Below are 25,570 nucleotides of genomic sequence, written 5' to 3'. Positions count from 1 at the left end.
AAAAACCAGGAGGACGTTCCATTATGGCAGAAAAGAAAAACCTGATCCGCGAGCTGATCGAGACCGGCAAGCGCAACGGAAAGCTGACCACCAAGGAGATCAACGACGCCATCGAGGAAAGCGGCTTCGACATGGAGCAGATCGACAAGCTCTATGAGACCATGGAGAGCCACGGCGTTGAGATCGTGGACGAGCCGGACAACGAGGCCTTCACCCTCACCGAGGACAGCGTGGACGAGTTCGAGAGCTCTCTCTCCGCCGAGGGCGTCGCCATCGACGACCCTGTGAAGGTGTACTTAAAGGAGATCGGCCGTGTGCCCCTGCTCAGCAGCGACGAGGAGATCCAGCTGGCGCTGGACATCCTGGCCGGTTCCCAGGCGGAGGAGCGGAAAAAAGAGGCCTTCCCCGCCATTTGGAAAATTGAGAAGAACATCAAGCTCACCGAGTCTCAGCGCCGCACCCAGGTGACCGAGGAAAAGCTGAACCTCAACGAGGAGCAGCTGGCGGAGCTGTCCGAGCTGGACGCCGTGCTGCGCAAGGGCGAAAAGGCCAAGCAGCGCCTGTCCGAGGCGAACCTGCGTCTGGTGGTGTCCATCGCCAAGCGGTATGTGGGCCGCGGCATGCAGTTCCTGGACCTCATCCAGGAGGGCAACTTAGGCCTCATCAAGGCGGTGGAGAAGTTCGACCACACCAAGGGCTTCAAGTTCTCCACCTACGCCACCTGGTGGATCCGGCAGGCCATCACCCGCGCCATTGCCGATCAGGCCCGCACCATCCGCATCCCGGTGCACATGGTGGAGACCATCAACAAGGTCAAGAAGGTGTCCAGCCAGCTGCTGCACCAGAACGGCCACGACCCCACGGCCGACGAGATCAGTCAGGCCCTGGATATGCCGGTGGAGAAGGTGCGCGAGATCATGCGCGTCGCTCAGGAGCCGGTGAGCCTGGAGACCCCCATCGGTGAGGAGGAAGACAGCCATCTCGGCGACTTCATCCCCGACGAGGACGCCCCCGTTCCCGCCGAGGCCGCCAGCCACACCCTGCTGAAAGAGCAGCTGTCCAGCGTGCTCTCCACCCTGACCCCCCGCGAGGAGAAGGTTCTGCGCCTGCGCTTCGGCCTGGAGGACGGCCGCCCCCGCACTCTGGAAGAGGTGGGCCACGAGTTCGAGGTCACCCGTGAGCGCATCCGCCAGATCGAGGCCAAGGCCCTGCGCAAGCTGCGCCATCCCAGCCGCTCCAAGAAACTGAAGGATTTCCTCGATTGAGAACATATCAGGCCGCGGGCAGAAAACTGCCCGCGGCTTTTTTCTGTCCACTTGTAAGAAACAGCCTCTCTCATCCGTAGTAAGGGGCGAAAGCGCTTTCAAAACAGAGAGGAGGCGGCCGAAACGGATTGCATGAATGAACGGGAGCTGGTGGAGGGCATCGCCCGCAAAGACGAGGAGGCGGCCCGCGCGCTGGTGGAACAGTACGGCGGGCTGCTGCGGGCGGTCATCCGCCGCCACGCTCCCGGCCTGGACGAAGAGGACCTGCTGGCGGACGCGCTGCTGGCGGTCTGGCAGAACATCCAAAGCTTTGACCGGCGGGGCAGCTTCAAGAACTGGGCCGCTGCGGTGGCCCGCTACCGTGCCATCGACGCGGTGCGCAAAGCGGCCCGCAGCATGCCCGCCGGCGACGGAGCCCAGCTGGAAGCGCTGGGCGGCGCCACCCTGGACGAATACCTCACGCTGGAACTGGAGGACCTGTTCCGGGGCCTGAGCCCCGCCGACCGGGACCTGCTTCTGGCCCGCTACTACTACTGAGAGACCGCCGAAGGCCTTGCCGCCCGGCACAGCATCACGGTGGGTGCGCTGAACACCCGCCTCACCCGGGCCCGCCAGCGTCTGGCGCGGCAGCTGCAAGAGAGGAGAGAAACGCCATGAAGGATATTTACGACGCGCTGAACCACGTTTCCATGGACCTGAACGAATACGCCCCCGTGCCGCTGGAAGCGGGGGAGAGCGAACGGCAGGTGAGCCGCCTGCTGGCTGCCGAAAAGAAGGAGCGCCCCGCCCTGCGCGTCCACCGCCGGCGCTGGGCCGTGCTGGCCGCGGCGGCAGCCCTGACCGCCTGCCTCGCGGTGGGCGCGGGCGCGGCCCATTCCTGGAGCGGCGACTTTGCCGCTTTTCTGGGGCTGGGAGAAGGGGACAGCCTGGGCGACATGAGCCTGGGCCTGGGCCTCAGCCAGACCCTGCCGGGAGGCACCGTCACCCTGGAGGGCGTTCTGGGCGACGACTACTGCATCTATGTGCCCTTCACCGTGGAAGCCCCCGAGGGCCAGGTGCTGGACGGCACGCTGGACTACGGCTTCGACAACTGCACCCTGTATTCCGACGCCTCCGACGGAATGGTCCAGCACATGGAGATGCTGCCGGACGACGACCCCGCCGACAACAAGCTCCGCTTTGTGATGATGGCATCCAGCTCCAAGCCTCTGCGGGGCAAAATGGCGGAGGCCACCGTGTGGAACCTGTTCAGCTATCCCACCGACACCAGCCGCCTCCACGACGAGGACGCGGTGGTGCCCGGCCGGTTCGAGTTCTCCTTCCGCCTGGACTACGAGGACCGCTCCGTTGTGGTCTGCGACCAGAACACCGATGTGGGCCTTGGCTGGCCCCTGGCCCGGCTGGAACTCTCGCCGGTGTCGGTCTATCTGGAGCTGGACGGCCTGCCGGAGAACGAGATGAACCCCGCCTTTGACGCATCCATCGTCCTCGTCGGCGCCGACGGCAGCCGCCAGGAAATCGTGAGCGACTGGGACCATGAGCAGACGGGAGAAGGCATCCCCAGCCTGAGTTTTTCCCAGGATGAAAAGGCTGTGCGCATGCTCCTCCAGGCCATCGACCCCGCGCAGTACGCCGCGGTGGAGGTGAACGGTGTCTCGTTCCCGCTGGAAAATGCCGCCGGCTGACCCCATTTGCGCCCCTATGGGCCAAAACGACCAAATAAATGCACACGTTCCCGGGCGTTCAACGCCCGGGAAATTTTTTTGAGAAATTGGCAAAAATGGCTTGACAGCGCGGTTTGCGGCGGATATACTGTTGTAGTATAGCATAATGGATTAGAACGCCCTTAAACTGCTTTTCCTCACAAAATATTTTTGAAAGTTTGTGAAAACTGCACAAAATACTTTGCCTCGAAAAGCGGGGCGGGGGCGTCATCGGTCCATAAGTATAAGATACAGGATAGGAGTGGACGCTTTTTATGATGAAGGTCAAGCCCGTAACCCTCGGCAAGACCCAGCGTATGAGCTTTTCCCGCATCGATGAGGTCATCGACATGCCCAACCTCATCGAGGTGCAGAAGAACTCGTACAAATGGTTCCTGGACCAGGGCCTGAAAGAGGTCTTTCACGACGTGGCCACCATCGAGGACTTCACCGGCAATCTGGCGCTGGAGTTCATCGACTACCGCCTGGGCGAGCCCAAATACACCATCAAGGAGTGCAAGGAGCGCGACGCCACCTATGCCGCGCCCCTGCGTGTCACCGCGCGTCTGCTGAACAAGGAGACCGGCGAGGTCAAAGAGCAGGAGATCTTCATGGGCGATTTCCCGCTGATGACCGACGCGGGCACCTTCGTCAACAACGGCGCCGAGCGTGTCATCGTCAGCCAGCTGGTCCGCAGCCCCGGCGTCTACTTCGGTGCCAGCTACGACAAGACCGGCAAGCACCTCTACACCGCCACCATGAACCCCAACCGGGGCGCCTGGCTGGAGTATGAGACCGACTCCAACGACGTGTTCTACGTCCGCATCGACAAGAACCGCAAGCTGCCTGTCACCGTGCTGATCCGCGCCCTGGGCCTGTCTTCCGACGCTCAGATCCGCGAGTACTTCGGCGAGGACGAGCGCATCCTGGCCACTCTGGAGAAGGACACCACCACCAACACCGAGGAAGGCCTGCTGGAGACCTACCGCAAGCTGCGTCCCGGCGAGCCCCCCACGGTGGACAGCGCCCAGACCCATCTGAACAACCTGTTCTTCGACCCCCGCCGCTACGACCTGTCCCGTTTCGGCCGGTACAAGATGAACAAGAAGCTGGCTCTGGCCCGCCGCATCGCCGGCTTCACCGCCGCCCGCGACGTGGTGGCTCCCCTCACCGGCGAGCTGCTCATTTCCGCCGGCGAGAAGATCACCCGCGAGATGGCCGAGGCCGCCGAGGCCGCCGGCGTGAGCGTGGCTTACCTGACCATCGACGAGAAGGAAGTCAAGGTCATCACCAACGGCACCGTGGACGCTCAGGGCTTCTTCAGCTTTGACGTTTCCGAGTGCGGCATCAACGAGAAGGTCAGCTTTGCCGAGCTGCGCGCCATTCTGGACGAGGGCCTGGACGAGGCCGGCCAGAAGGAGGCTCTGGAGAAGAACCACGACCGCCTCATCAGCCGCACCGTCACCGTGGACGACATCTTCTCCTCCATCAACTACCTGGGCGGCCTGGACCATGGCGTGGGCGTCACCGACGACATCGACCATCTGGGCAACCGCCGCATCCGCAGCGTGGGCGAACTGCTGCAGAACCAGTTCCGCATCGGCTTCTCCCGCATGGAGCGCGTCATCCGCGAGCGCATGACCCTCCAGGCCCAGGACGCCGGCGAAGCCACCCCCCAGAGCCTCATCAACATCCGCCCTGTGGTGGCCGCCATCAAGGAGTTCTTCGGTTCCAGCCCCCTGAGCCAGTTCATGGACCAGAACAACCCCCTGGCCGAGCTCACCCACAAGCGCCGTCTGTCCGCCCTGGGCCCCGGCGGTCTGTCCCGTGACCGCGCCGGTTTCGAGGTCCGCGACGTGCACTACAGCCACTACGGCCGCATGTGCCCCATCGAGACCCCCGAAGGTCCCAACATCGGTCTGATCAGCTACCTGGCCACCTTCGCCAAGATCAACGAGTACGGCTTCGTGGAGGCCCCCTACCGCAAGGTGGACAAGGCCACCGGCGTTGTCACCGATGAAGTGGTCTACATGACCGCCGACGTGGAGGACGAGTACGTGGTCGCCCAGGCCAACGAGCCTCTGGACGAGAACCACCGCTTCGCCAATGCCCGCGTCAACGTCCGCCGCCGCGAGGAGATCATGGAGATCGAGCGCGAAAAGGTGGACTACATGGACGTCAGCCCCAAGATGGTGGTTTCCGTGGCTACCGCCATGATCCCCTTCCTGGAGAACGACGACGCCAACCGCGCCCTGATGGGTTCCAACATGCAGCGGCAGGCCGTGCCTCTGATGGTCACCCAGCAGCCCATCGTCGCCACCGGCATGGAGTACAAGGCCGCCTGCGACTCCGGCGTGTGCATCCTGGCCAAGAACGACGGCGTGGTGGAGCATGTGGACGCCGACAAGATCGTGATCCGCACCTCCAAGACCACCACCGACGAGTACGAGCTCATCAAGTTCATGCGCTCCAACCAGGGCACCTGCATCAACCAGCGGCCCATCGTCTCCAAGGGCGAAGAGGTCAAGGCCGGTCAGGTCATTGCCGACGGCCCCTCCACCAAGAACGGTGAGATCTCCCTGGGCAAGAACGCCCTCATCGGCTTCATGACCTGGGAGGGCTACAACTACGAGGACGCCGTCCTCATCAACGAGAAGATCGTCCGCGAGGACGTCTACACCTCCATCCACATCGAGGAGTACGAGCTGGAAGCCCGTGAGACCAAGCTCGGGCCCGAGGAGATCACCCGCGACATCCCCAACGTGGGCGAGGACGCCCTGAAGGACCTGGACGAGCGCGGCATCATCCGCATCGGCGCCGAGGTCACCGCTGGCGACATCCTGGTGGGCAAGGTCACCCCCAAGGGCGAGACCGAGCTCACCGCCGAGGAGCGCCTGCTGCGCGCCATCTTCGGTGAGAAGGCCCGCGAGGTGCGCGACACCTCCCTGCGCGTGCCTCACGGCGAGTACGGCATCATCGTGGACGTGAAGGTGTTCACCCCCGAGAACTGCGACGAGCTGCAGCCCGGCGTGCGCCAGGTGGTGCGCTGCTACATCGCCCAGAAGCGCAAGATCAGCGTGGGCGACAAGATGGCCGGCCGTCACGGCAACAAGGGCGTTGTGTCCCGCATCCTGCCTCAGGAGGATATGCCCTTCCTGGCCGACGGCACCCCGCTGGACATCGTGCTGAACCCCCTGGGCGTTCCCAGCCGTATGAACATCGGTCAGGTGCTGGAGGTCCATCTGGGCTACGCCGCCAAGGCGCTGGGCTGGAAGGTCATGACCCCCGTCTTTGACGGCGCTCACGAGGAGGACATCCGCGAGTGCTTCCGCCTTGCCAAGGAGAACAACAGCGGCGACAACGTCAAAGAGTACCCCACCAAGCTGGATAAGATCATGAGCCCCACGGGCGGCCATGTGATCGACTTCTCCAAGATCGAGCTGGACGAGGACGGCAAGAGCACCGTCTACGACGGCCGCACCGGCGAGAAGTTCGACAACCGCGTCACCGTGGGCTACATGTACTACCTCAAGCTCCATCATCTGGTCGACGATAAGATCCACGCCCGTTCCACCGGCCCCTACAGCCTGGTCACCCAGCAGCCTCTGGGCGGCAAGGCCCAGTTCGGCGGCCAGCGTTTCGGCGAGATGGAGGTGTGGGCGCTGGAAGCTTACGGCGCCGCCTACACCCTGCAGGAGATCCTCACCGTCAAGTCCGACGACGTGGTGGGCCGTGTCAAGACCTACGAGGCCATCGTGAAGGGTCAGGACGTGCCCAAGCCCGGCATCCCCGAGAGCTTCCGCGTGCTCATCAAAGAGCTGCAGAGCCTGGGCCTGGATGTGGTCGTGCAGGACTCCAACGGCGACCCGGTGGACCTGAAGCAGAACTTTGACGACGAAGAAGCCGGTTTCGATGTGCGCGACCTGCCCATGGGCGAGGACGTGCTGATGGAAAGCGAACTGAACGACGATTACAGCATCGAGGAAGCGGAGAGCGAGGCCGCCGAGCCCGATGACTTTGACGCCGAGCCCGAAGACATCTTTGCGGACGACGATTCCTTCGACGACGCGGGTCTGGGCGACGAGTTCTGATCGCGGCTTTTCTGAGATACCCGTCAACATCGAGACAACAGAAATAAGGAAGGGTTCATTGAATGGAATACAACGATTTCGATTCGATTAAAATCGGCCTGGCTTCTCCCGATCAGATCCGCGCCTGGAGCTACGGCGAGGTCAAAAAGCCCGAGACCATCAACTACCGCACCCTGAAGCCCGAGCGGGACGGCCTGTTCTGCGAGCGCATTTTCGGACCCACCAAGGACTGGGAGTGCCACTGCGGCAAGTACAAGCGCATCCGCTACAAGGGCAAGATCTGCGACCGCTGCGGCGTTGAGGTCACCAAGGCCAAGGTGCGCCGCGAGCGCATGGGCCACATCGAGCTGGCCGCCCCTGTGAGCCACATCTGGTACTTCAAGGGCATCCCCAGCCGCATCGGCCTGATGCTGGACATCAGCCCCCGCCAGCTGGAAAAGGTGCTGTACTTTGCCAGCTACATCGTCATCGATCCCGGCTACACCCCGCTGGAGAAAAAGCAGCTCCTCAGCGAGAAGGAATACCGGGAGATGCGCGAGCGCTATGAGGACGAGTTCCGCGCCGCCATGGGCGCCGAGGCCATCAAGGAACTGCTGGCCGAGATCGATCTGGACGCCCTGAGCGAGCAGCTCCATTCCGAGCTGGAAGAGGCTGGCGGCCAGAAGCGCGTGCGCATCCTCAAGCGGCTGGAAGTGGTGGAGGCGTTCCGCCACTCCGGCAACCGCCCCGAGTGGATGATCCTGGACGTGGTGCCGGTCATTCCGCCGGACATCCGTCCCATGGTCCAGCTGGACGGCGGCCGCTTCGCCACCAGCGACCTGAACGACCTGTACCGCCGGGTCATCAACCGCAACAACCGCCTGAAGCGCCTGCTGGAGCTGGGCGCGCCCGACATCATCGTGCGCAACGAGAAGCGCATGCTGCAGGAGGCTGTGGACGCCCTGATCGACAACGGCCGCCGCGGCCGCCCGGTCACCGGCCCCAACAACCGCCCCCTGAAGAGCCTGTCCGACATGCTCAAGGGCAAGCAGGGCCGCTTCCGCCAGAACCTGCTGGGCAAGCGCGTCGACTACTCCGGCCGTTCCGTTATCGTCGTCGGCCCCGAGCTGAAGATGTATCAGTGCGGCCTGCCCAAGGAGATGGCTCTGGAGCTGTTCAAGCCCTTCGTCATGAAGGACCTGGTGCAGAAGGGCCTTGCCAACAACATCAAGTCCGCCCGCAAGATGGTGGAGCGCACCCGCCCCGAAGTGTGGGACAGCCTCGAGACCGTCATCAAGGGCCACCCCGTCATGCTGAACCGCGCGCCTACCCTGCACCGTCTGGGCATCCAGGCCTTTGAGCCGGTGCTGGTGGAGGGCCGCGCCATCAAGCTGCACCCCCTGGCCTGCACCGCCTTCAACGCCGACTTCGACGGCGACCAGATGGCCGTGCACCTGCCCCTGTCCGTGGAGGCCCAGCGCGAGGCCAAGCAGCTGATGCTGGCTTCCGGCAACCTGCTCAAGCCCAGCGACGGCGCCCCCGTCACCGTGCCCACCCAGGATATGATCCTGGGCAGCTACTACCTGACCATGGTGAACAAGGGCGACATGGGCGAAGGCAAGATCTTCCGCGATGAGGACGAGGCCATCATGGCCTACGCCAGCAAGGTCATCACCCTGCAGGCTCCCATCAAGGTGCGCCGCACCCGCGAGGTGAACGGCGAAATGCGCTCCAAGCTGGTGGACACCACCGTGGGCCGCATCATCTTCAACCAGCCCATCCCCCAGGACCTGGGCTATGTGGACCGCAACGATCCCGAGACCATGTTCAACTTCGAGGTGGACTTCCAGGTCACCAAGAAGAACCTGCCGGACATCATCAGCCGCTGCCTTGCCATCCACGGCACCAAGCCCACCAGCGAGATGCTGGACCGCATCAAGGCCCAGGGCTACAAGTACTCCACCATCAGCGGCATCACCGTCGCTGTGTGCGACGCGGTCATCCCGCCCCAGAAGCCCGAGCTGCTGGCCGAGGCCGACGAGCGGGTGAGCAAGGTCATCAAGCAGTTCAACCGCGGCCTTATCTCCAACGAGGAGCGCTACAACAGCGTTATCCAGATCTGGCAGGAGACCACCGACAAGGTGTCCAAGGCTCTGGCCGACAACCTGGAGGACCGCAACCCCATCTTCATGATGGCGGACTCCGGTGCCCGAGGCTCCATGAACCAGATCAAACAGCTGGCCGGCATGCGCGGCCTGCTGGCCAACACCGCCGGTAAGACCATCGAGATGCCCATTCGCGCCAACTACCGCGAAGGCCTGAACATTCTGGAATACTTCGTTTCCAGCCGTGGCGCCCGTAAAGGTCTGGCCGACACCGCTCTGCGTACCGCCGACTCCGGTTACCTGACCCGCCGTCTGGTGGACGTCTCTCAGGACGTGATCATCCGCGAGGAGGACTGCGGCGCCACCGAGGGCATCGTCGTCAGCGACATCCGCGAGGGCAAAGAGGAGATCGAGACCTTCCGCGAGCGTCTGATCGGCCGCTTCGCCGTGGGCGATGTGGTCAATCCCACCACTGGTGAGGTCATCGTGCCCGAGGGCAAGATGATGGACCTGTTCGACGCCGACAAGATCATGGCCGCCGGCATCACCAGCCTGGAGATCCGCAGCGTTCTGAGCTGCCGCAGCAAGCTGGGCGTGTGCGCTCACTGCTACGGCGCCAACCTGGCCAACGGCAACCCCGTCCATGTGGGCGAGAGCGTGGGCGTCATCGCGGCTCAGTCCATCGGCGAGCCCGGCACCCAGCTGACCATGCGTACCTTCCACACCGGCGGTATCGCCTCTGCGGAAGACATCACCCAGGGTCTGCCCCGCGTTGAGGAGCTGTTCGAGAGCCGCCGCCCCAAGGCGCTGGCCATCATGACCGAGATCGCGGGCACCGCCCACATCGACGACACCAAGAAGAACCGCCATGTGGTGGTCAGCGGTGTGGACGAGAACGGCGCCCCCTGCGAGAAGAGCTACCTGATCCCCTTCGGCCAGCGCGTGCGCGTCACCGAGGGCGAGCAGCTGGAGAAGGGCGACATGATCACCGAAGGTCATGCCTACCCCCACGACATCCTGGCCATCAAGGGCCGCACCGCCGTGGAGAACTACCTCATCCAGGAAGTGCAGAAGGTCTACCGCCTGCAGGGCGTTGAGATCAACGACAAGCACATCGAGGTCATCGTGCGGCAGATGCTGCGCAAGGTCCGGGTGGACGACGCCGGTTCCACCAACCTCATCGGCGGCGCTCTGGCCGACAAGATGAAGGTGGAGGAGCAGAACGAGATCATCCGTCAGCGCATCGCCGACGGCGAGGAGGGTCTGAAGGAGGCCAAGTGGACCCAGGTCCTGCTGGGTATCACCAAGGCTTCTCTGGCCACCGACAGCTTCATGTCCGCCGCCTCCTTCCAGGAGACCACCCGCGTGCTCACCGAAGCCGCCATCAAGGGCAAGGTGGACCCGCTCATGGGCCTGAAGGAGAACGTTATCATCGGCAAGCTGATCCCCGCGGGCACCGGCCTGCCGGAGGTGGAGGAGGAACTCATCCGCCGCGAAGCCGAGCAGCTGGGCCTGCCCATCCCCGAGAAGACCGAGGAGCCCGAAGCGGCCCCCGCCGCCTCTGTGGAGGAATGAGCCACCTGGCTTAAAGCAAACCAAAGCGCGGCGCTTTCCCCGTTGAGGGAGAGCGCCGCGCTTTTCCTTTGCGCAAGATTGTGCAATAAACCGGCGGTTTATATCGTTTTTTGATATGGACCAGAACACTGCAAAAGGGGGAGGAACATATGAAACATTTCCGCCGCGGGGCGCTGGCCGCCCTGGCAGCGCTGCTGCTCCTTTCCGGCTGCGCCGCGCCCGCGTCCAGTGTTCCGCCCGCCGCCACGGCGGCCCCCACCCCCAGCCCCACGCCTGCGCCCACCCCGGAGCCCACGCCCCGGCCCGCCGCGCAGCAGCTGGAGCTCACCGCCAGCGGCGAAGGGCTGGCCCTTGGCGGCATCAACGACCATGACAATTTCAGCAAGGTGCGCCTCACCGCCGACACTGCCGTTACCCTGCAGGCAGAGACGGACATCGGCGAACTTTACCTCATCTTTGACCGCCCGGTGGAGTGGCGGCTGGAGACTTCCGACGGCACGGCGCAGGCCTGCGGGCAGAACGGGTTCATCCATGAGTATGTGGAGCTGGAGCAGCCCGCCTCCTCGGTGACGCTCCACCTGCCCGAGGGCACGGTGCTCTGCCAGGTGTACGCTTTCACGCCGGGGCAGGTGCCCGACTGGGTGCAGCAGTGGCAGACGCCCTGCGAGAAGGCGGACATGCTTGTGCTGCCCACCCACGCCGACGACGAGCACCTCTGGTTCGGCGGGGCTCTGCCCTGGTACGCCGGGGAAAAGGGCTACGCGATGCAGGTAGCCTACATGACCAACCACTGGGGCGAGCCCTACCGCCCCCACGAACTGCTGAACGGCCTGTGGACGGTGGGGGTCCGCAATTATCCCATCATTTCCGACTTCCCGGACCTGTACGCTTCCAAGGAGAGCCTCGAAAGCGCCCGGCAGGTCTATGACGAAGAAGCGGTCACCGCCTGGCAGGTGGAGCAGCTGCGCCGCTTCAAACCCAGCGTGGTGCTGGGCCATGACGTCGACGGCGAGTACGGTCACGGGGCCCACATGCTCAACGCGGCCACCCTGCTGGCTGCCCTGGAATGCAGCGGCGACGCGGCCCGGTATCCAGAGAGCGCCGAGACCTATGGCGTATGGCAGGTGCCCAAGTGCTACCTGCATCTCTGGCCGGAAAACACCATACAGATGGAGTGGGGCGAGATGCCCATGGCCGCCTTTGACGGACGCACCGCGCTGGAACTGGCCGCCGAGGGCTTTGCCTGCCACGTCAGCCAGACCCAGTGGTTCGAGGTGAAGGCGGGCGGCAGCAACGACTGCCGCAAGTTCGGTTTGGCCTACACCAACGTGGGGCCGGACGAAGCGAAGAACGACTTTTTTGAGCACATCCCCTCCGCCCTGCCGGCGGACTGACGGGAAGGAGCGCGAGATATTTTGACTACTCTGCAAGACCCTGCGGACAGGACCGCCGCCCAGGCCCGCTGGCCCGGGCGGCCACGGCATCCGGTGCTTCGCGTGCTGGCGATGGCGGGCGTGTTTCTGTGCGCGCTGACCGCTTTTTTGCTGGGCGCGATCTACATCATCTGCAAAGGCCCCAGCCCCGCCGCGCGGGACCTGTTCGTGCACACGGTGATGGAGACCAGCGCCGCCAAATTCACCGCCCGCATTTTCCTCAGTGAAGAGGAGGTCCAGGCCATCCTGGACAAAAACGGCGTGCTGGAGACCGGCGAGGTCACCCAGGCCGGGGGCGAATTCGAGACCGGCGACGCCCAGGTGCCCAAGGACACCATCGAACTTCACGACGTCACCGGCGGCAGCTTCAAGGGCAAGATGCTGGTGGTCCACGACCCCAGCCGGGTGCGGGTGGCGGCCATCGCCTCCTTCGACCCCGAGGGAAAAGGCCAGAAGCTGGAACAGCTGGTGGCGGACGCGGGCGCTGTGGCCGGCATCAACGGCGGCGGCTTTGCCGACGAGAACGGCGTGGGCAGCGGCAGCGTGCCGCTGGGTCTCGTCATCCAGCAGGGTCAGCTGCGGGCCGGCGGCATGGACCAGGAGTATTCCGTCATCGGCTTTGACGAAAGCGACCATCTGGTGGTGGGCCGCATGACCGGCCGCCAGGCGGTGGAGCGCGGCCTGCGGGACGCCCTCAGCTTCGGCCCGGCCTTCATCATCAACGGCGAGGCTGCCGAGATCTCCGGCACCGGCGGCGGGCTGAACCCCCGTACGGTGATCGGCCAGCGGGCGGACGGCGCGGTGCTGCTGCTGGTCATCGACGGGCGGCAGCCCCAGAGCCTGGGCGCGACCTATCAGGACTGCATCCAGGTCATGCAGGAGTGGGGCGCGGTGAACGCCGCCAATCTGGACGGCGGTTCCAGCACCCAGATGATCTACCAGGGCGAAACGGTGAACGTCAGCGCTTCGCTCTACGGTCCGCGCAACATCCCCACCGCCTTTGTGGTGGACGCGGCAGGGGAGGGTGAAGCATGAGCGAACAGAAATGGCGCTATGGCCGCCCCCGTCCCTTCTGGCCCTGGCCGGTGGGCTTTGCCCTTGTGCTCTTTGCCCTGGGCGGCGCGGCGCTGGCGGTGCTTTGGGGCGCGCTGGAACGCTACGAGGAGTCTACCCCCGAGGCGGCCATCCTGCGCAGCGTGCAGGCGGTGCAGTCCGAGCAGCTGAAAGAAGAGGATGTGCCCGCGGCGGTGCTGCCGGGGCGCTTTGCCACCGCGGCCCAGTATCTGGAAGAGGCCCGGACCCTGCTGAACGACCTGCCCACTGACCGGGACAGCCTGCGCTTCGTGCGCAAGGGCGAGGCCGACGGTGCCGAGGAATACGTGGTGGTGGACGAAGAAGGGGGCCGGGTGGAGTTCCTGCTCTTCCCTCAGGAGAAGGGCTGGCAGGCCTGGCCCAAGGTGCAGGCACTTTCCACGGTGACCATCCGCGCGCCTTTGGGGGTGGCCCTCACGGTGGACGGCCGCCCGCTGGAAGAGAGCGAACGAAGCGAGACTTCCGCCGCGCCCGGCTTTGAGGCGCTGGGCGATGCCGCGCCGCAGGAGTGCGTCTGGCAGGTGGAGGGCCTTCTGGAACAGCCGGAGGTGACCGCCCAAAGCGAGGCGGGCAGCTGCCGGGTGGAGTGGGAGACCCCGCTGAATGCCGTGGTCACGGTGGAGCCGAACGGGGAGGATGCCGCTTCTTTGGAGGACTTCCTCGACCGCACCGCCCGTGTCTACGCCCGCTACGTCTCCGCCGACGCCTCCTTCGCGGAACTGAAGGGAGCCCTCGTGCCGGACACGGAGTTTTACAACAGCCTGCGCACCTTCGACTCCAGCTGGTACGTGAGCCACGACTCCACCGCCTTCGAGGAGTTCTCGGTCTCGGAGCTGGAAAGCCTCGGCCCTGACGCGGCGGCCGGCACGGTGCGCTTCACCTACATGGTCTACAAGGAGGGCCTGCGCCCCCGCAGCTATCCCTCGGTATACCGCATGTACGCGGTGCGGGAGGGGGAGAGCTGGAAGCTGCTGGACCTGCAGGTGCAATAAACATAAAGAGCCGCCCGTTAGCCGGGGGGCATAAGAAAACGACGGTTCTGCCGTAGGATTTTGGAGCATAAAACACGCAGAGCGGCCCCACAAGCCACCAAGGCTTGCGGGGCCACTCTTTGTGCTTTCTTCATCCAAAATCCTGGGGCGTGGGCTGCGGGCGCAATAAAGATGCGCCCGCTCTGCTTTGCAGACCGCCCAGCCGGTCCAAGGCCCCGGCGTGGCCTTGGCCGCTTCGCGGACCCGGACTGCGCAGCACCAGGAAGCTGGCGATTTTGATGGGAACGCAAGGAAAAGCGCCGCAGGCACCCTTGGTGGTTGTCAAGGCGCTTTGACGCCGCGATACCGCAAAAGCGCCTGCTTCCCGGCGCCGTTTTCTTACGGCACCCCGGCTTTGCAGGGCGGCTCTCTTTCTGCCACGCAAAAAGCGGGCTGGCGCGGCGGCGGTGTGTGTTGTATAATGAACGGGGAAAAACGACCAAAAGGGGAGAAGAGCCGAGTGAGAGGGATACGGAAAACGCAGGAGCGCGGCCGGGCGCTGCGGACGCTGGAATGGTGCCTGTGGGCGCTGGCGGTGGCCGCGGTGAGCCTGAGCCTTGCCCTGGCGCGCATCGAGACCTGCGACTACGTCTCGGTCAACGGCGATTTTCAGAGCTACAATGTGTTCCGCCGGATGCTGGCGGGCCAGACCCCCTATGTGGATTTTGTCAACTACATCGGCATGGCCCCGGTGTGGGTGAACCTGCCGCTGGTGGCGCTGAACAACACCTTCGCCGGCAGCCTGTTCGCCACAAACTTCACCTCCAACATTCTGTTCAGCGTCACGGTGCTGCTGTGGGTCTGGCTCATCACCAAAAGCCGCCCGGCGGCCATGCTGGCCTCGGTGTTCCTCACCAAGTTCGTCTCCTCCGGGCTGCTGGCCACCCTCTTCGGCCCGTCTCTCGGCGGCTACTGGACGAACCTGTTCCAAAGCCTTTATGCCCCGGGCAATTCCATGCGCATCGCCCGGCTGTTTTTGACGTTCCTGCTGGTGGGGCTGGGCCTTGTCTGGCTGCGCGTGAAGGGCGAGCCGGCGGAGGGCACGGCCCTGCAAACGGCTTTCACCCGCCTGCCCGCCTGCGGCATGCTGGGGGCGCTGGCCGGGGCGGGCCTTTTGTGGAGCAGCGATTTTGGCCTTGCCGCCGCCTTCTGCGTCACGGTGCTGTTTTTGCTGGAACAGGCGCTGCGCCTGTGGGCCGGGCCCTGGGCCTTTTTCGCCCGGCTGGGGGTTTATGCCGCGGGCTTTGTTTTGGGCCTGCTTGCCTGTGCCAGCCTTGTCACCGGCTTCCATCCCGGCGCGTGGCTGCAAAGCCTTGCGGCCACCGGCGGCTGGCAGTATTTCTACTTCAACGGCACCGGGGGCAAAGCCCTGCTGCTCTATGTGTTCACCACCCCCCGGCTCCTGCTGTTCGCGGTGCCCTGCGCGGCCTTTCTAATCTGGTGCCTTGTGCGGCTGTGGCAGAAAAAACTCACCGACCGGCAGCTGCTGCTGGGGTTTGCGGCGTTCACCATCCTCGCCGCCACCGGCACCTATGTGCTCAGCGGCAGCGGCTATAACTTCAAAGAAGCGCTGGAGGGCTATTTCTGGCTGGCGGCTTTCGCCTTGGCAGGGCGCGGCCTTCTGTGGCTCACCCGCCGCTTTGCCCGCCGCCGGGACCTGCTGATGCGGGCCGCTGCCGGCACGCTGGCGCTGGCCCTCATCGCCCTGGCGGGGCTGGATGCGGTCCGCTGGCCCTCCGCCGCCCACAACGGGCAGTATCTGGAAGCCCTGGGCGGCTATACCACCTATCAAAAGGCCCTGGTGGAACTGCCCGAAGTCACCGGCGGCGAGCCGGTGTTCTCCATGTACGCCACCGGCCTGGAAGCGGTGGAAGGCACGTTCCAGCCCACCGGCTGTGACTACATCATCCACGCCCTGGGCGACGAAAAGCGTGCGGAGTATGTCTCCGCCTTCGCGGAGGGCGGCTGGGCCTGGGCCCAGACCCCCCGCATGGACCTGGAAAACTGGCTCACAGTGCAGAACTGGGACGTATACCGCCATCTCTGGGCGGGATACAAGCGCTGCTATGCCACTGAATACAGCTGGCTGTGGCGGGCCTGCGGCGACCGCAGCCTGCCGGTGGAGGCTGAGGTGAGCGTCCAGCGGCAGAGCGGTTCCGGCTGGACCGTCACGGTGAGCGCACCGGAAGGGGAGACCTTCACCGCCGACCTTTACATCCGCTGGGAGAGCGGCTTCACCAGTGCCGGGGGCGCGTTTCTCTCCCTGGGGCGCAGCATGGTGGGCTGCGCGGTGCCCCTCTTCGGCGACATGCCGGGAGTGGCGGGCTATTTCCCCGCGTCGGGGGAAGGCTATATCCCCGTGCGGGTGGAGAGCGGGCAGGGGACAGCCACCCTCTGGAGCGCCGATGAGAATTTCACCGAACTGACCGTCACCGAGGCGCGCCTTGAGCGGGCGCTGCCCGCCCTCGACCTCTACGAACAGGAGGCGGCCCAATGAAACAGACCTTTCGACGCGCCGCCCCCTCTCTGGCAGGACTGACCATCGGCCTTGCGGTGTTCCTTCTGGTGTACGGCCCGGTGCCCCTTGACCCCACCCGGGACGACTGGCTGCTGGGCGGCTACATCGAGACCGACCTTTTGCAGCACTACGCCGCCTGGCTGGCCATCAAGAACCAGGGCCTGGGCTGGCCGCTCACCTTCACCACCGGCCTCAACTGGCCGGCAGGCGCGGCGGCGGCCCTGGCGGACTGCATCCCGCTGCTGGCGGTGCCTTTCGGCCTGCTCCGTGGCCTGCTGCCCGGCACCTTCCAGTACTTCGGCCTCTTCGTCTGCGGCAGCCTGATGCTCCAGGGCGAGGCGGCGGTGCGCCTTCTGCGTTTGTTCACAAAGCGGATGGAATGGGTGCTGGGCGGCGCGGTGATCTTCTGCCTTTCGCCCATCCTGCTGGAACGTGCCTTCCGCCACACCGCCCTCTGCGCCCACTGGCTCATCCTCTACGCCCTCTGGCTCTACTTCAAAAGCGCCGAAGAGGGCCTCTCCCTGCGGCGGGCGGCGGGATTTGCTGCACTGGCGGCCCTGGCGGCTTCCGTCCATCTGTATTTCGTGCCCATGGTGCTGGCCATCGCCTTTGCCGCGGGCCTGCGGACGCTGGTGCGCACCCGCCGCTGGCAGCCCTTTGCCCTCGCCGCGGGCGGCGGCAGCCTTGCCGCCCTGGCGGTGGCCTGGGCGCTGGGCTTCTTCACCGTCAGCGGCAGCGCCGACGGCGGCTACGGCACCTTCGGCATGAACCTGAACGCGCTGTGGAACCCGGTCAGCCTGGACTGGAACTGGTGGGTGCCGGGCTGCGGCCAGCTGCACTGGTCCCGGGTGCTGCCCATCCGGCCGCTGGTGGCCAACAGCCTGGACTCCTTCAACTATCTGGGCCTGGGCCTGCTGGCAGCCCTGGCGGGGTGCGCGCTGGCGGCGGCGTGGCTACTGACGCGCCGCCGTGCCCAGGCAAAGGCGCTGGCAAAACAGGCGCTGAGCCATTGGCCGCTGGCGCTGGTGTGCTGTGCGCTGACCGCCTTCGCGGTGAGCAATGTGGTCACCGCCAACAGCCGTACCCTCTTCACCCTGCCCCTGCCCCAGTGGCTCACCGCCCTGTGCGGGGTGTTCCGGGCAAGCGGCCGGATGTTCTGGCCGGTGTGGTATCTGGTCGCGGCGCTGGCGTTGGCGGTGCTGGCAAAACTGCCCCGCCGCAGGCTGGCCGCCGCCGCCCTGGCGGCGGTGCTGGCGCTGCAGGTGTTCGACCTTTCGGGGGCGCTGGCACAAAAGCACGACTGGTTCGCCGAGCCTGCCCTGCGCACCGCCGCGCCGGCCCCCACGGAAGAAGAGCTGACCCGATTGGAAGACTGCGACGCTTTCTACACGCTGGAAGTGTGCACCGACCGGGGGCTGGCGGTGGCGCTGGGCCGGGCGGGTCTTGCCACCAACATCAGCCTGCTGGCCCGGGGGGACGACTCCGCCCTGGCCGCCGGCATCGAAACGGTGCGCGCCGCCCTCGAAGCAGGGGAGAGCGCGCCTTTGGGCGACGGGGTGGCTTTTTACACCACGGACGAAGCCTTTGCCAACGCCGCATCCGCCGCTTCGGGGCTGCGAAAAGCGCCTTTTTACCAGGGCTGGGTGCTGCTTTCGCCGTAAATATGCCCTTCTCCAAAAAGTTTTTTAAAATTCAGTGTTTTGGACAATCTTTTTCGGCAAATACTGTTGACATGCACAGCCCCAGTGTGTAAAATAAAACTGTTGCGCCCCCTGGCGCAATTATGCCCTTTTGGTGTTTTGGCGGCTCTGCCGCCTGAACATAAATCATTGAAGAAAGGAGATCACAATGCCTACTTTCAACCAGCTTGTACGCAAAGGCCGTGAGGTGTCTGTCCGCAAGTCTACCGCCCCTGCTCTGCAGAAGGCTTACAACTCTCTGGACAAGTCCTACAGCAATGCCAACAGCCCCCAGAAGCGTGGTGTTTGCACCGCTGTTCGTACCATGACCCCCAAAAAGCCGAACTCTGCTCTGCGTAAGGTAGCCCGTGTTAAGCTCACGAATGGTATCGAGGTAACCTCTTACATTCCGGGTATCGGCCACAACCTGCAGGAGCATAGCGTAGTACTGATCCGTGGCGGCCGTGTTAAGGACCTTCCCGGTGTGCGTTACCACATCATCCGTGGTACTCTGGACACCCAGGGTGTGGCCAACCGCAACCAGGCCCGCTCCAAGTACGGCGCGAAACGCCCCAAGGCCGGTGCCGCGAAGAAGTAATCAAACGTATACCCCGCCATCAAAGGCTTATTTATATAAATAGTAAGACCTTGAATGGCACAACGGGAGTTTATTGCTTTCGAGTACCGATGATATCATTCTGTGAAGGAGGGAAGAAAGATGCCTAGAAGAGGTATTACTGCAAAGCGTGACGTTTTGGCTGATCCTGTTTACAATTCCAAGATGGTCACCCGTCTGATCAACAGCGTTATGCTGGACGGCAAGAAGGGCGTTGCCCAGAAGATCGTTTACGATGCGTTCGACATCGTGAAGGAGAAGAGCGGCAACGATCCCCTGGAGATGTTCGAGAAAGCTCTCGAGAACATCATGCCCAGCCTGGAGGTCAAGGCCCGCCGCGTGGGTGGTTCCACCTACCAGGTGCCCATGGAAGTGCGCCCCGAGCGCCGCGAGACCCTGGGCCTGCGGTGGCTGACCAGCTACTCTCGCAGCCGCAGCGAGCGCACCATGCGCGAGCGTCTGGCCAACGAGATCATGGACGCCGTGAACGGTACCGGTAACGCCGTCAAGAAGCGTGAGGATACCCACAAGATGGCCGAGGCCAACAAGGCTTTCGCCCATTACCGCTATTGATCCTGTCTGGAGTTTTAGGAGGTTAATATGCCAAGAGACGTTTCTCTGGAAATGACCAGAAACATCGGCATTATGGCGCACATCGACGCCGGCAAGACCACCACCACCGAGCGTATCCTTTACTACACCGGCGTGAACCACAAGATCGGTGAGACGCACGATGGCGCGGCTACCATGGACTGGATGGCGCAGGAGCAGGAGCGTGGTATCACCATCACTTCTGCTGCCACCACCTGCTACTGGAGCCACACGGAATTGCTGAACGATCCCGCCGCCGCTAAAAAGAACCGGCACCGGATCAACATCATCGACACCCCGGGCCACGTGGACTTCACCGTCGAGGTGGAGCGCAGCCTGCGCGTGCTGGACGGTTCCGTTACCGTTCTGTGCGCCAAGGGCGGCGTGGAGCCCCAGTCCGAGACCGTTTGGCGTCAGGCCGACAAGTATCACGTTCCCCGCATGGCTTACGTGAACAAGATGGACATCATGGGCGCCGATTTCTACCGTGTTGTGAAGATGATGCGCGAGCGTCTGAAGTGCAACGCGGTGCCCATCCAGCTGCCGATCGGCAAGGAAGACGATTTCAAGGGCATCATCGATCTGATCGACATGAAGGCCGACGTCTACTACGACGATATGGGCAAGGACATCCGCGTGGAGGAGATCCCCGAGGATATGCGCGAGCTGGCTGAGCAGTACCATGCCGAGCTCATCGAGGCCGTGGCCGAGAGCGACGAGGAGCTGATGATGAAGTACCTGGAGGGCGAGGAGCTCACCAAGGACGAGATCAAGAAGGCCCTGCGCCGCGAGACCATCGCCAACACCGTGGTGCCTGTGACCTGCGGCACTTCCTACCGCAACAAGGGCGTGCAGAAGCTGCTGGACGCCATTGTGGATTACATGCCCGCCCCCACCGACATCGAGGACATCAAGGGCATCGATCCCCGCACCGGCGAGGAGACCAGCCGTCCTTCCGACGACAACGCTCCCTTCGCCGCCCTGGCGTTCAAGATCGCCACTGACCCCTTTGTCGGCAAGCTGTGCTTCTTCCGCGTTTACTCCGGTAAGGTCGAAGCCGGCAGCACCGTGTACAACTCGGTGAAAGACAGCAACGAGCGCATGGGCCGCATCCTGCAGATGCACGCCAATCACCGGCAGGACATCGACATCTGCTACGCCGGCGACATCGCCGCCGCCGTGGGCCTGAAGAACACCACCACCGGCGACACCCTGTGCGATCCCAAGAACCCCGTCATCCTGGAGAGCATGGAGTTCCCCGAGCCCGTTATCCGCGTTGCCATCGAGCCCAAGACCAAGGCTGGCCAGGAGAAGATGGGCATTGCGCTGAACAAGCTGGCTGAAGAGGACCCCACCTTCCGCACCTGGACCGACGAGGAGACCGGCCAGACCATCATCGCCGGCATGGGCGAGCTGCACCTGGAGATCATCGTGGACCGTCTGCTCCGCGAGTTCAAGGTGGAGGCCAACGTGGGCGCGCCTCAGGTCGCTTACCGCGAGTGCATCCGCCGTCCGGCCAGCGCCAACACCAAGTACGCCCGTCAGTCCGGTGGTAAGGGCCAGTACGGTCATTGTATCATCGACATCGAGCCCAACGAGCCTGGCAAGGGCTACGAGTTCATCAACGCCGTTGTTGGCGGTGATGTGCCCAAGGAGTTCATCCCCGCCATTGACCAGGGCATTCAGGGCGCCATGAAGGCCGGCATCCTGGCCGGCTACCCGGTGGAAGACGTGAAGGTCACCCTGAAGGGTGGTTCCTACCACGAGGTCGACTCCTCTGAAATGGCGTTCAAGATCGCCGGCTCCATGGCCTTCAAGGAGGCTATGGCCAAGGCCGATCCCGCCATCATGGAGCCCATCATGAAGGTCGCCGTCATCGTTCCCGATGAGTACATGGGCGACGTCATCGGCGACCTGAACAGCCGCCGCGGCCAGATCCAGGGCATGGAAGCCCTGACCGGCTCGCAGCAGATCAACGCCTTCGTCCCGCTGAGCAACATGTTCGGTTATTCCACCGACCTGCGCAGCAAGACCCAGGGCCGCGGTCAGTATTCCATGGAGCCCAGCCACTACGCTGAGGTCCCCAAGAACATTGCCGAGAGCATCATGGCCGGCCGCAAGAAGGACTGAGCCATCACCCCAAAAAGAACTTGATTTTTGGCAAATGTTTTAGTATTATAACCATAGGTTCAATGGTTCAAAAAAAGGAGGACTATTAAAATGGCAAAAGCTAAGTTTGAGCGTACTAAGCCTCATGTCAACATTGGCACCATCGGCCACGTTGACCACGGCAAGACCACCCTGACCGCCGCCATCACCAAGGTGCTGGCCCTGAAGGGCGACGCTGAGTTCACCGATTACGCCAACATCGATAAGGCTCCTGAGGAGCGCGAGCGCGGCATCACCATCAACACCGCTCACGTGGAGTACGAGACCGACAAGCGTCACTACGCCCATGTGGACTGCCCGGGCCACGCTGACTACGTCAAGAACATGATCACCGGTGCTGCCCAGATGGACGGCGCTATCCTGGTCGTGTCCTCCGCCGACGGCCCCATGCCCCAGACCCGTGAGCACATCCTGCTGAGCCGTCAGGTCGGCGTGCCCTACATCGTTGTGTTCATGAACAAGGTCGACCAGGTCGACGATCCCGAGCTGCTGGATCTGGTCGAGATGGAGATCCGCGACCTGCTGACCGAGTACGACTTCCCCGGCGACGACACCCCCATCATCAAGGGTTCCGCCCTGGCCGTGCTGGAGAGCACCTCTACCGATATCAACGCCCCCGAGTACAAGTGCATCCTCGACCTGATGGACGCTGTGGATGACTACATCCCCACCCCCGACCGTAAGGCCGACCTGCCCTTCCTGATGCCCGTTGAGGACGTGTTCACCATCACCGGCCGCGGCACCGTGGCTACCGGCCGTGTGGAGCGCGGCATGATCAAGGTCGGCGAGGAAGTTGAGATCGTCGGTCTGAAGGAAGAGAAGATGAAGACCACCGTTACCGGTCTGGAGATGTTCCGCAAGCTGCTGGACGACGCCGAGGCCGGCGACAACATCGGCGCTCTGCTCCGTGGTGTGCAGCGCACCGACATCGAGCGCGGCCAGGTTCTGGCTAAGCCCGGTTCCATCCATCCCCACACCAAGTTCCAGGGCCAGGTCTACGTCCTGAAGAAGGACGAGGGCGGCCGTCATACCCCCTTCTTCAACAACTACCGTCCTCAGTTCTACTTCCGCACCACCGACGTGACCGGCGTCATCACCCTGCCCGAGGGCACCGAGATGTGCATGCCTGGCGATAACGTCACCATGGACGTTGAGCTGATCACCTCCATCGCTATGGACGAGGGTCTGCGTTTCGCTATCCGTGAGGGTGGCCGCACCGTTGGTTCCGGCGTTGTTTCCAAGATCTACGAGTAATCGAAAGAGCTTGTGAGGCTTTCAAAGGCCCCCTGCCGCAAGGCAGGGGGCCTTTTTCTGCTTCTTCTGCGGCTGCAAACTTTTGCCATCGCCGTTTAACGGCGGCGTGCCCGCCCATACTGCCCTTAGAAAAAATCAAAGGGGCAGTGAAGCACACCATGCAGTATCGTTTCAAAGGTTTTTCACGCCAGGGGGCGAAAATGCTCAACCAGGCGCTCATCATCGCGGGGGAGATGGGGCAGACCCAGGCAGGCACAGGCCACATCCTGCTGGCCATTCTCAGGGGCGAGGCCACCCCCGCGGCCCGCTTTTTGCAGTCGCGCCAGATCGCCGAAACCCAGGTCATGCAGCGGGTGGCCGCGCTGGGCGGCATGAACGAGAGCCGCCGCCTCTCGCCCCGGGACTTTCAGCCCGAGGCCTGCAAAGCGCTGGACTTCGCGGTGCTGGGAGCCCACGCCGCCCGCATGAAGGAGGCTCAGCCCGAGCATGTGCTCTGCGCCATCCTGGAAGACCCCAACTGTACCGCCAGCCGGTGGCTGACGGAGTGGGGCGTGGAGCTGAGCGAAGCCGCCCGGGAGTGCCGGCAGCTCTCCGGCCAGCTGGTGCTTCCGCTGCAGCCGCGGCTTTCCGCTCCCACCCGCGGCGGCAAAGCCACCGAGAAGTACGGCCGCGACCTGACCCAGATGGCGGCGGAAAGCCGGCTGGACCCGGTGCTCTGCCGGGAACAGGAATTGGAGCGGGTCATCGAGATACTCTGCCGCCGCCAGAAAAATAACCCCTGCCTTGTGGGGGAGCCGGGCGTGGGCAAGACCGCTCTGGCGGAAGCGCTGGCTCAGGCCATCGCGGCGGGCCGCGCCCCGGCCCAGCTGCTGCACAAGCGCATCCTGAGCCTGGATATGGCCAGTCTGGTGGCGGGCACCAAGTACCGGGGCGACTTTGAGGAACGGTTCAAAAACCTGCTGGACGAGATATACAAGGACCGCAGCACCATCCTGTTCATCGACGAGATCCATGTCATCGTGGGTGCGGGCGCGGCGGAGGGGGCGATCGACGCCGCCAGCATCCTCAAACCCCTGCTGGCCCGGGGCGAGATACAGGTCATCGGCACCACCACCCAGGAGGAGTACCGCCGGTGCATCCAGAAGGACGCGGCGCTGGAGCGGCGCTTCGGGCGGGTGGTGGTGGAGGAGCCGGACCCGGACACCGCCAAACGCATCCTTGCGGGCCTTGTGCCCCGCTATGAGCGCTACCATCAGGTGACCATTCCGGCCCAGGCGGTGGCGGCGGCGGTGGAACTGTCGGTGCGGTATCTGCCGGGGCGTTTTTTGCCGGACAAGGCCGTGGACCTGCTGGACGAGGCCGCCGCCGCTCTGCGCATCCACTGCGAGCGGGAGAATGACCGCAGCCGTGAGCTGACCGCCGAGGACGTGGCCCGGGTGGTGGCCCGGGCCAGCGGTGTGCCGGTGCAGCGCATCACCGAGGCGGAACGGGAAAAACTGGCCCGGCTGGAACAGCGGCTCTCCGAGAGCGTGGTGGGCCAGCAGGGGGCGGTGCACACGGTGGCGGGGGCGGTGCGCCGGGCCCGCACCGGCCTGCGGGAGGCAGGCAGGCCCCTGGGCGCGATGCTGTTCCTCGGCCCCACCGGGGTGGGCAAGACCCATCTGGCCCGCACTCTGGCCCGCCAGTGGTTCGGCACTGAAAAGGCGCTGCTGCGCTTTGACATGAGCGAGTATATGGAGGCCCATGCCGCCGCCAAACTCATCGGCGCGCCTCCGGGCTATGTGGGCCACGACGAGGGCGGCCTGCTCACCGAGGCGGTGCGCCGCCGGCCCTATGCCGTGGTACTGTTCGACGAGATAGAAAAAGCCCACCCGGACGTGCAGAACCTGCTGCTGCAAATTCTGGAGGACGGCCGCCTGACCGATTCCATGGGCCGCAGCGCCAGCTTTTGCAACACCATCATCCTGCTCACCTCCAACCTGGGGGCGGAGCATCTGGCGGGCCAGGGGGGCCTGGTGGGCTTTGGCGCAACGCCGGAGACCATCCCTCAGCGCCAACGCCAGCAGGTGATCGGGGAGGCGAAGAAGTACTTCCGCCCCGAACTGCTGGGCCGCATGGACGAGCTGGTGGTGTTCGGCCCGTTGCTGCACGAGGACTTGGCCCGCATCGCGGAGCAGATGCTGACGGAGCTGGAGCAGCGGGCCCAGGCCAGGGGCTATCGTTTGCACCACAGCCCCGACCTGCCCGCCATGCTGGCGGGAGGGGACCGCCCGGTGTACGGCGCGCGGGACCTGCGCCGCACGGTGAGCCGGGCGGTGGAGCAGGCCCTGGCGGACAGCATCGCCGCCGGGCAGGTGCATCCGGGCGAGAGCTTCACCGCCTGTGTGCAGGACGGGCAGGTGGTGCTGCGCAGCGAAAATGACGCCGCGGGCCAGCGCGCCGAGGCAACCGTGTAAAAAACAGCCGCCC

15 protein-coding genes are annotated in these 25,570 nt (G+C 64.3%); all 15 read left to right on the top strand.

The features are described 5' to 3' along the window. The first annotated feature begins 23 nt into the window (after positions 1-23). Positions 24-1,265 carry an RNA polymerase sigma factor RpoD gene (gene rpoD, locus ACMI1Q_RS10345; RefSeq protein WP_177521460.1) on the top strand — a complete coding sequence of 414 codons (1,242 nt, stop codon included), beginning with the start codon at positions 24-26 and terminating at the stop codon, positions 1,263-1,265. A 132-nt stretch (positions 1,266-1,397) separates the two neighbouring features. Further along, the gene (locus ACMI1Q_RS10340; RefSeq protein ID WP_419503702.1) at positions 1,398-1,802 is read left to right on the top strand and encodes a sigma-70 family RNA polymerase sigma factor; all 405 of its coding nucleotides are present in this window, start codon (positions 1,398-1,400) and stop codon (positions 1,800-1,802) included. 116 nt (positions 1,803-1,918) lie between these two features. Continuing rightward, positions 1,919-2,950, top strand: a complete 1,032-nt coding sequence (locus ACMI1Q_RS10335) for a hypothetical protein (protein WP_419503701.1) — start codon at positions 1,919-1,921, stop codon at positions 2,948-2,950. Between the two features lie 293 nt (positions 2,951-3,243). After that, on the top strand, positions 3,244-7,059 hold the full coding sequence (locus tag ACMI1Q_RS10330; protein WP_419503700.1) for a DNA-directed RNA polymerase subunit beta: 3,816 nt from the start codon (positions 3,244-3,246) through the stop codon (positions 7,057-7,059). A 62-nt stretch (positions 7,060-7,121) separates the two neighbouring features. Further along, positions 7,122-10,718: a DNA-directed RNA polymerase subunit beta' gene (gene rpoC / locus ACMI1Q_RS10325; RefSeq protein ID WP_394979065.1), complete on the top strand. Its 3,597-nt coding sequence runs from the start codon at positions 7,122-7,124 to the stop codon at positions 10,716-10,718. Between the two features lie 149 nt (positions 10,719-10,867). Beyond that, a complete protein-coding gene (locus tag ACMI1Q_RS10320) occupies positions 10,868-12,112 on the top strand; it encodes a PIG-L deacetylase family protein (protein WP_419503699.1) in 1,245 nt (414 codons plus the stop codon). A 21-nt stretch (positions 12,113-12,133) separates the two neighbouring features. After that, positions 12,134-13,186 carry a phosphodiester glycosidase family protein gene (locus ACMI1Q_RS10315; protein ID WP_394979061.1) on the top strand — a complete coding sequence of 351 codons (1,053 nt, stop codon included), beginning with the start codon at positions 12,134-12,136 and terminating at the stop codon, positions 13,184-13,186. Then, on the top strand, positions 13,183-14,235 hold the full coding sequence (locus ACMI1Q_RS10310) for a hypothetical protein (protein ID WP_177522029.1): 1,053 nt from the start codon (positions 13,183-13,185) through the stop codon (positions 14,233-14,235). Before ACMI1Q_RS10315 ends, ACMI1Q_RS10310 begins: the two co-directional genes overlap by 4 nt. 499 nt (positions 14,236-14,734) lie before the next feature. After that, on the top strand, positions 14,735-16,771 hold the full coding sequence (locus ACMI1Q_RS10305; RefSeq protein WP_419503698.1) for a hypothetical protein: 2,037 nt from the start codon (positions 14,735-14,737) through the stop codon (positions 16,769-16,771). Next, complete coding sequence (locus tag ACMI1Q_RS10300; protein ID WP_419503697.1) at positions 16,768-18,453, top strand: DUF6311 domain-containing protein; 1,686 nt, start codon at positions 16,768-16,770, stop codon at positions 18,451-18,453. The genes ACMI1Q_RS10305 and ACMI1Q_RS10300 overlap by 4 nt, the downstream gene beginning before the upstream one ends. A 187-nt stretch (positions 18,454-18,640) precedes the next feature. Beyond that, on the top strand, positions 18,641-19,069 hold the full coding sequence (rpsL, locus tag ACMI1Q_RS10295) for a 30S ribosomal protein S12 (protein WP_177522824.1): 429 nt from the start codon (positions 18,641-18,643) through the stop codon (positions 19,067-19,069). A gap of 120 nt (positions 19,070-19,189) precedes the next feature. Then, positions 19,190-19,660, top strand: a complete 471-nt coding sequence (gene rpsG / locus ACMI1Q_RS10290) for a 30S ribosomal protein S7 (protein ID WP_177522823.1) — start codon at positions 19,190-19,192, stop codon at positions 19,658-19,660. A gap of 27 nt (positions 19,661-19,687) precedes the next feature. Next, positions 19,688-21,808 (top strand): elongation factor G, encoded by a 2,121-nt coding sequence (fusA, locus tag ACMI1Q_RS10285; protein ID WP_419503696.1) that lies wholly within the window; start codon positions 19,688-19,690, stop codon positions 21,806-21,808. Between the two features lie 90 nt (positions 21,809-21,898). Next, on the top strand, positions 21,899-23,101 hold the full coding sequence (gene tuf / locus ACMI1Q_RS10280) for an elongation factor Tu (RefSeq protein WP_177522821.1): 1,203 nt from the start codon (positions 21,899-21,901) through the stop codon (positions 23,099-23,101). 200 nt (positions 23,102-23,301) lie between these two features. Then, the gene (locus ACMI1Q_RS10275) at positions 23,302-25,557 is read left to right on the top strand and encodes an ATP-dependent Clp protease ATP-binding subunit (protein ID WP_419503695.1); all 2,256 of its coding nucleotides are present in this window, start codon (positions 23,302-23,304) and stop codon (positions 25,555-25,557) included. The last annotated feature ends 13 nt before the right edge of the window (positions 25,558-25,570 follow it).

The organism is Candidatus Allofournierella excrementavium (genome assembly GCF_048526665.1).
Classification (GTDB): Bacteria; Bacillota; Clostridia; order Oscillospirales; family Ruminococcaceae; genus Allofournierella_A; species Allofournierella_A excrementavium.
This window is presented reverse-complemented; position numbering and strand designations above follow the sequence as displayed.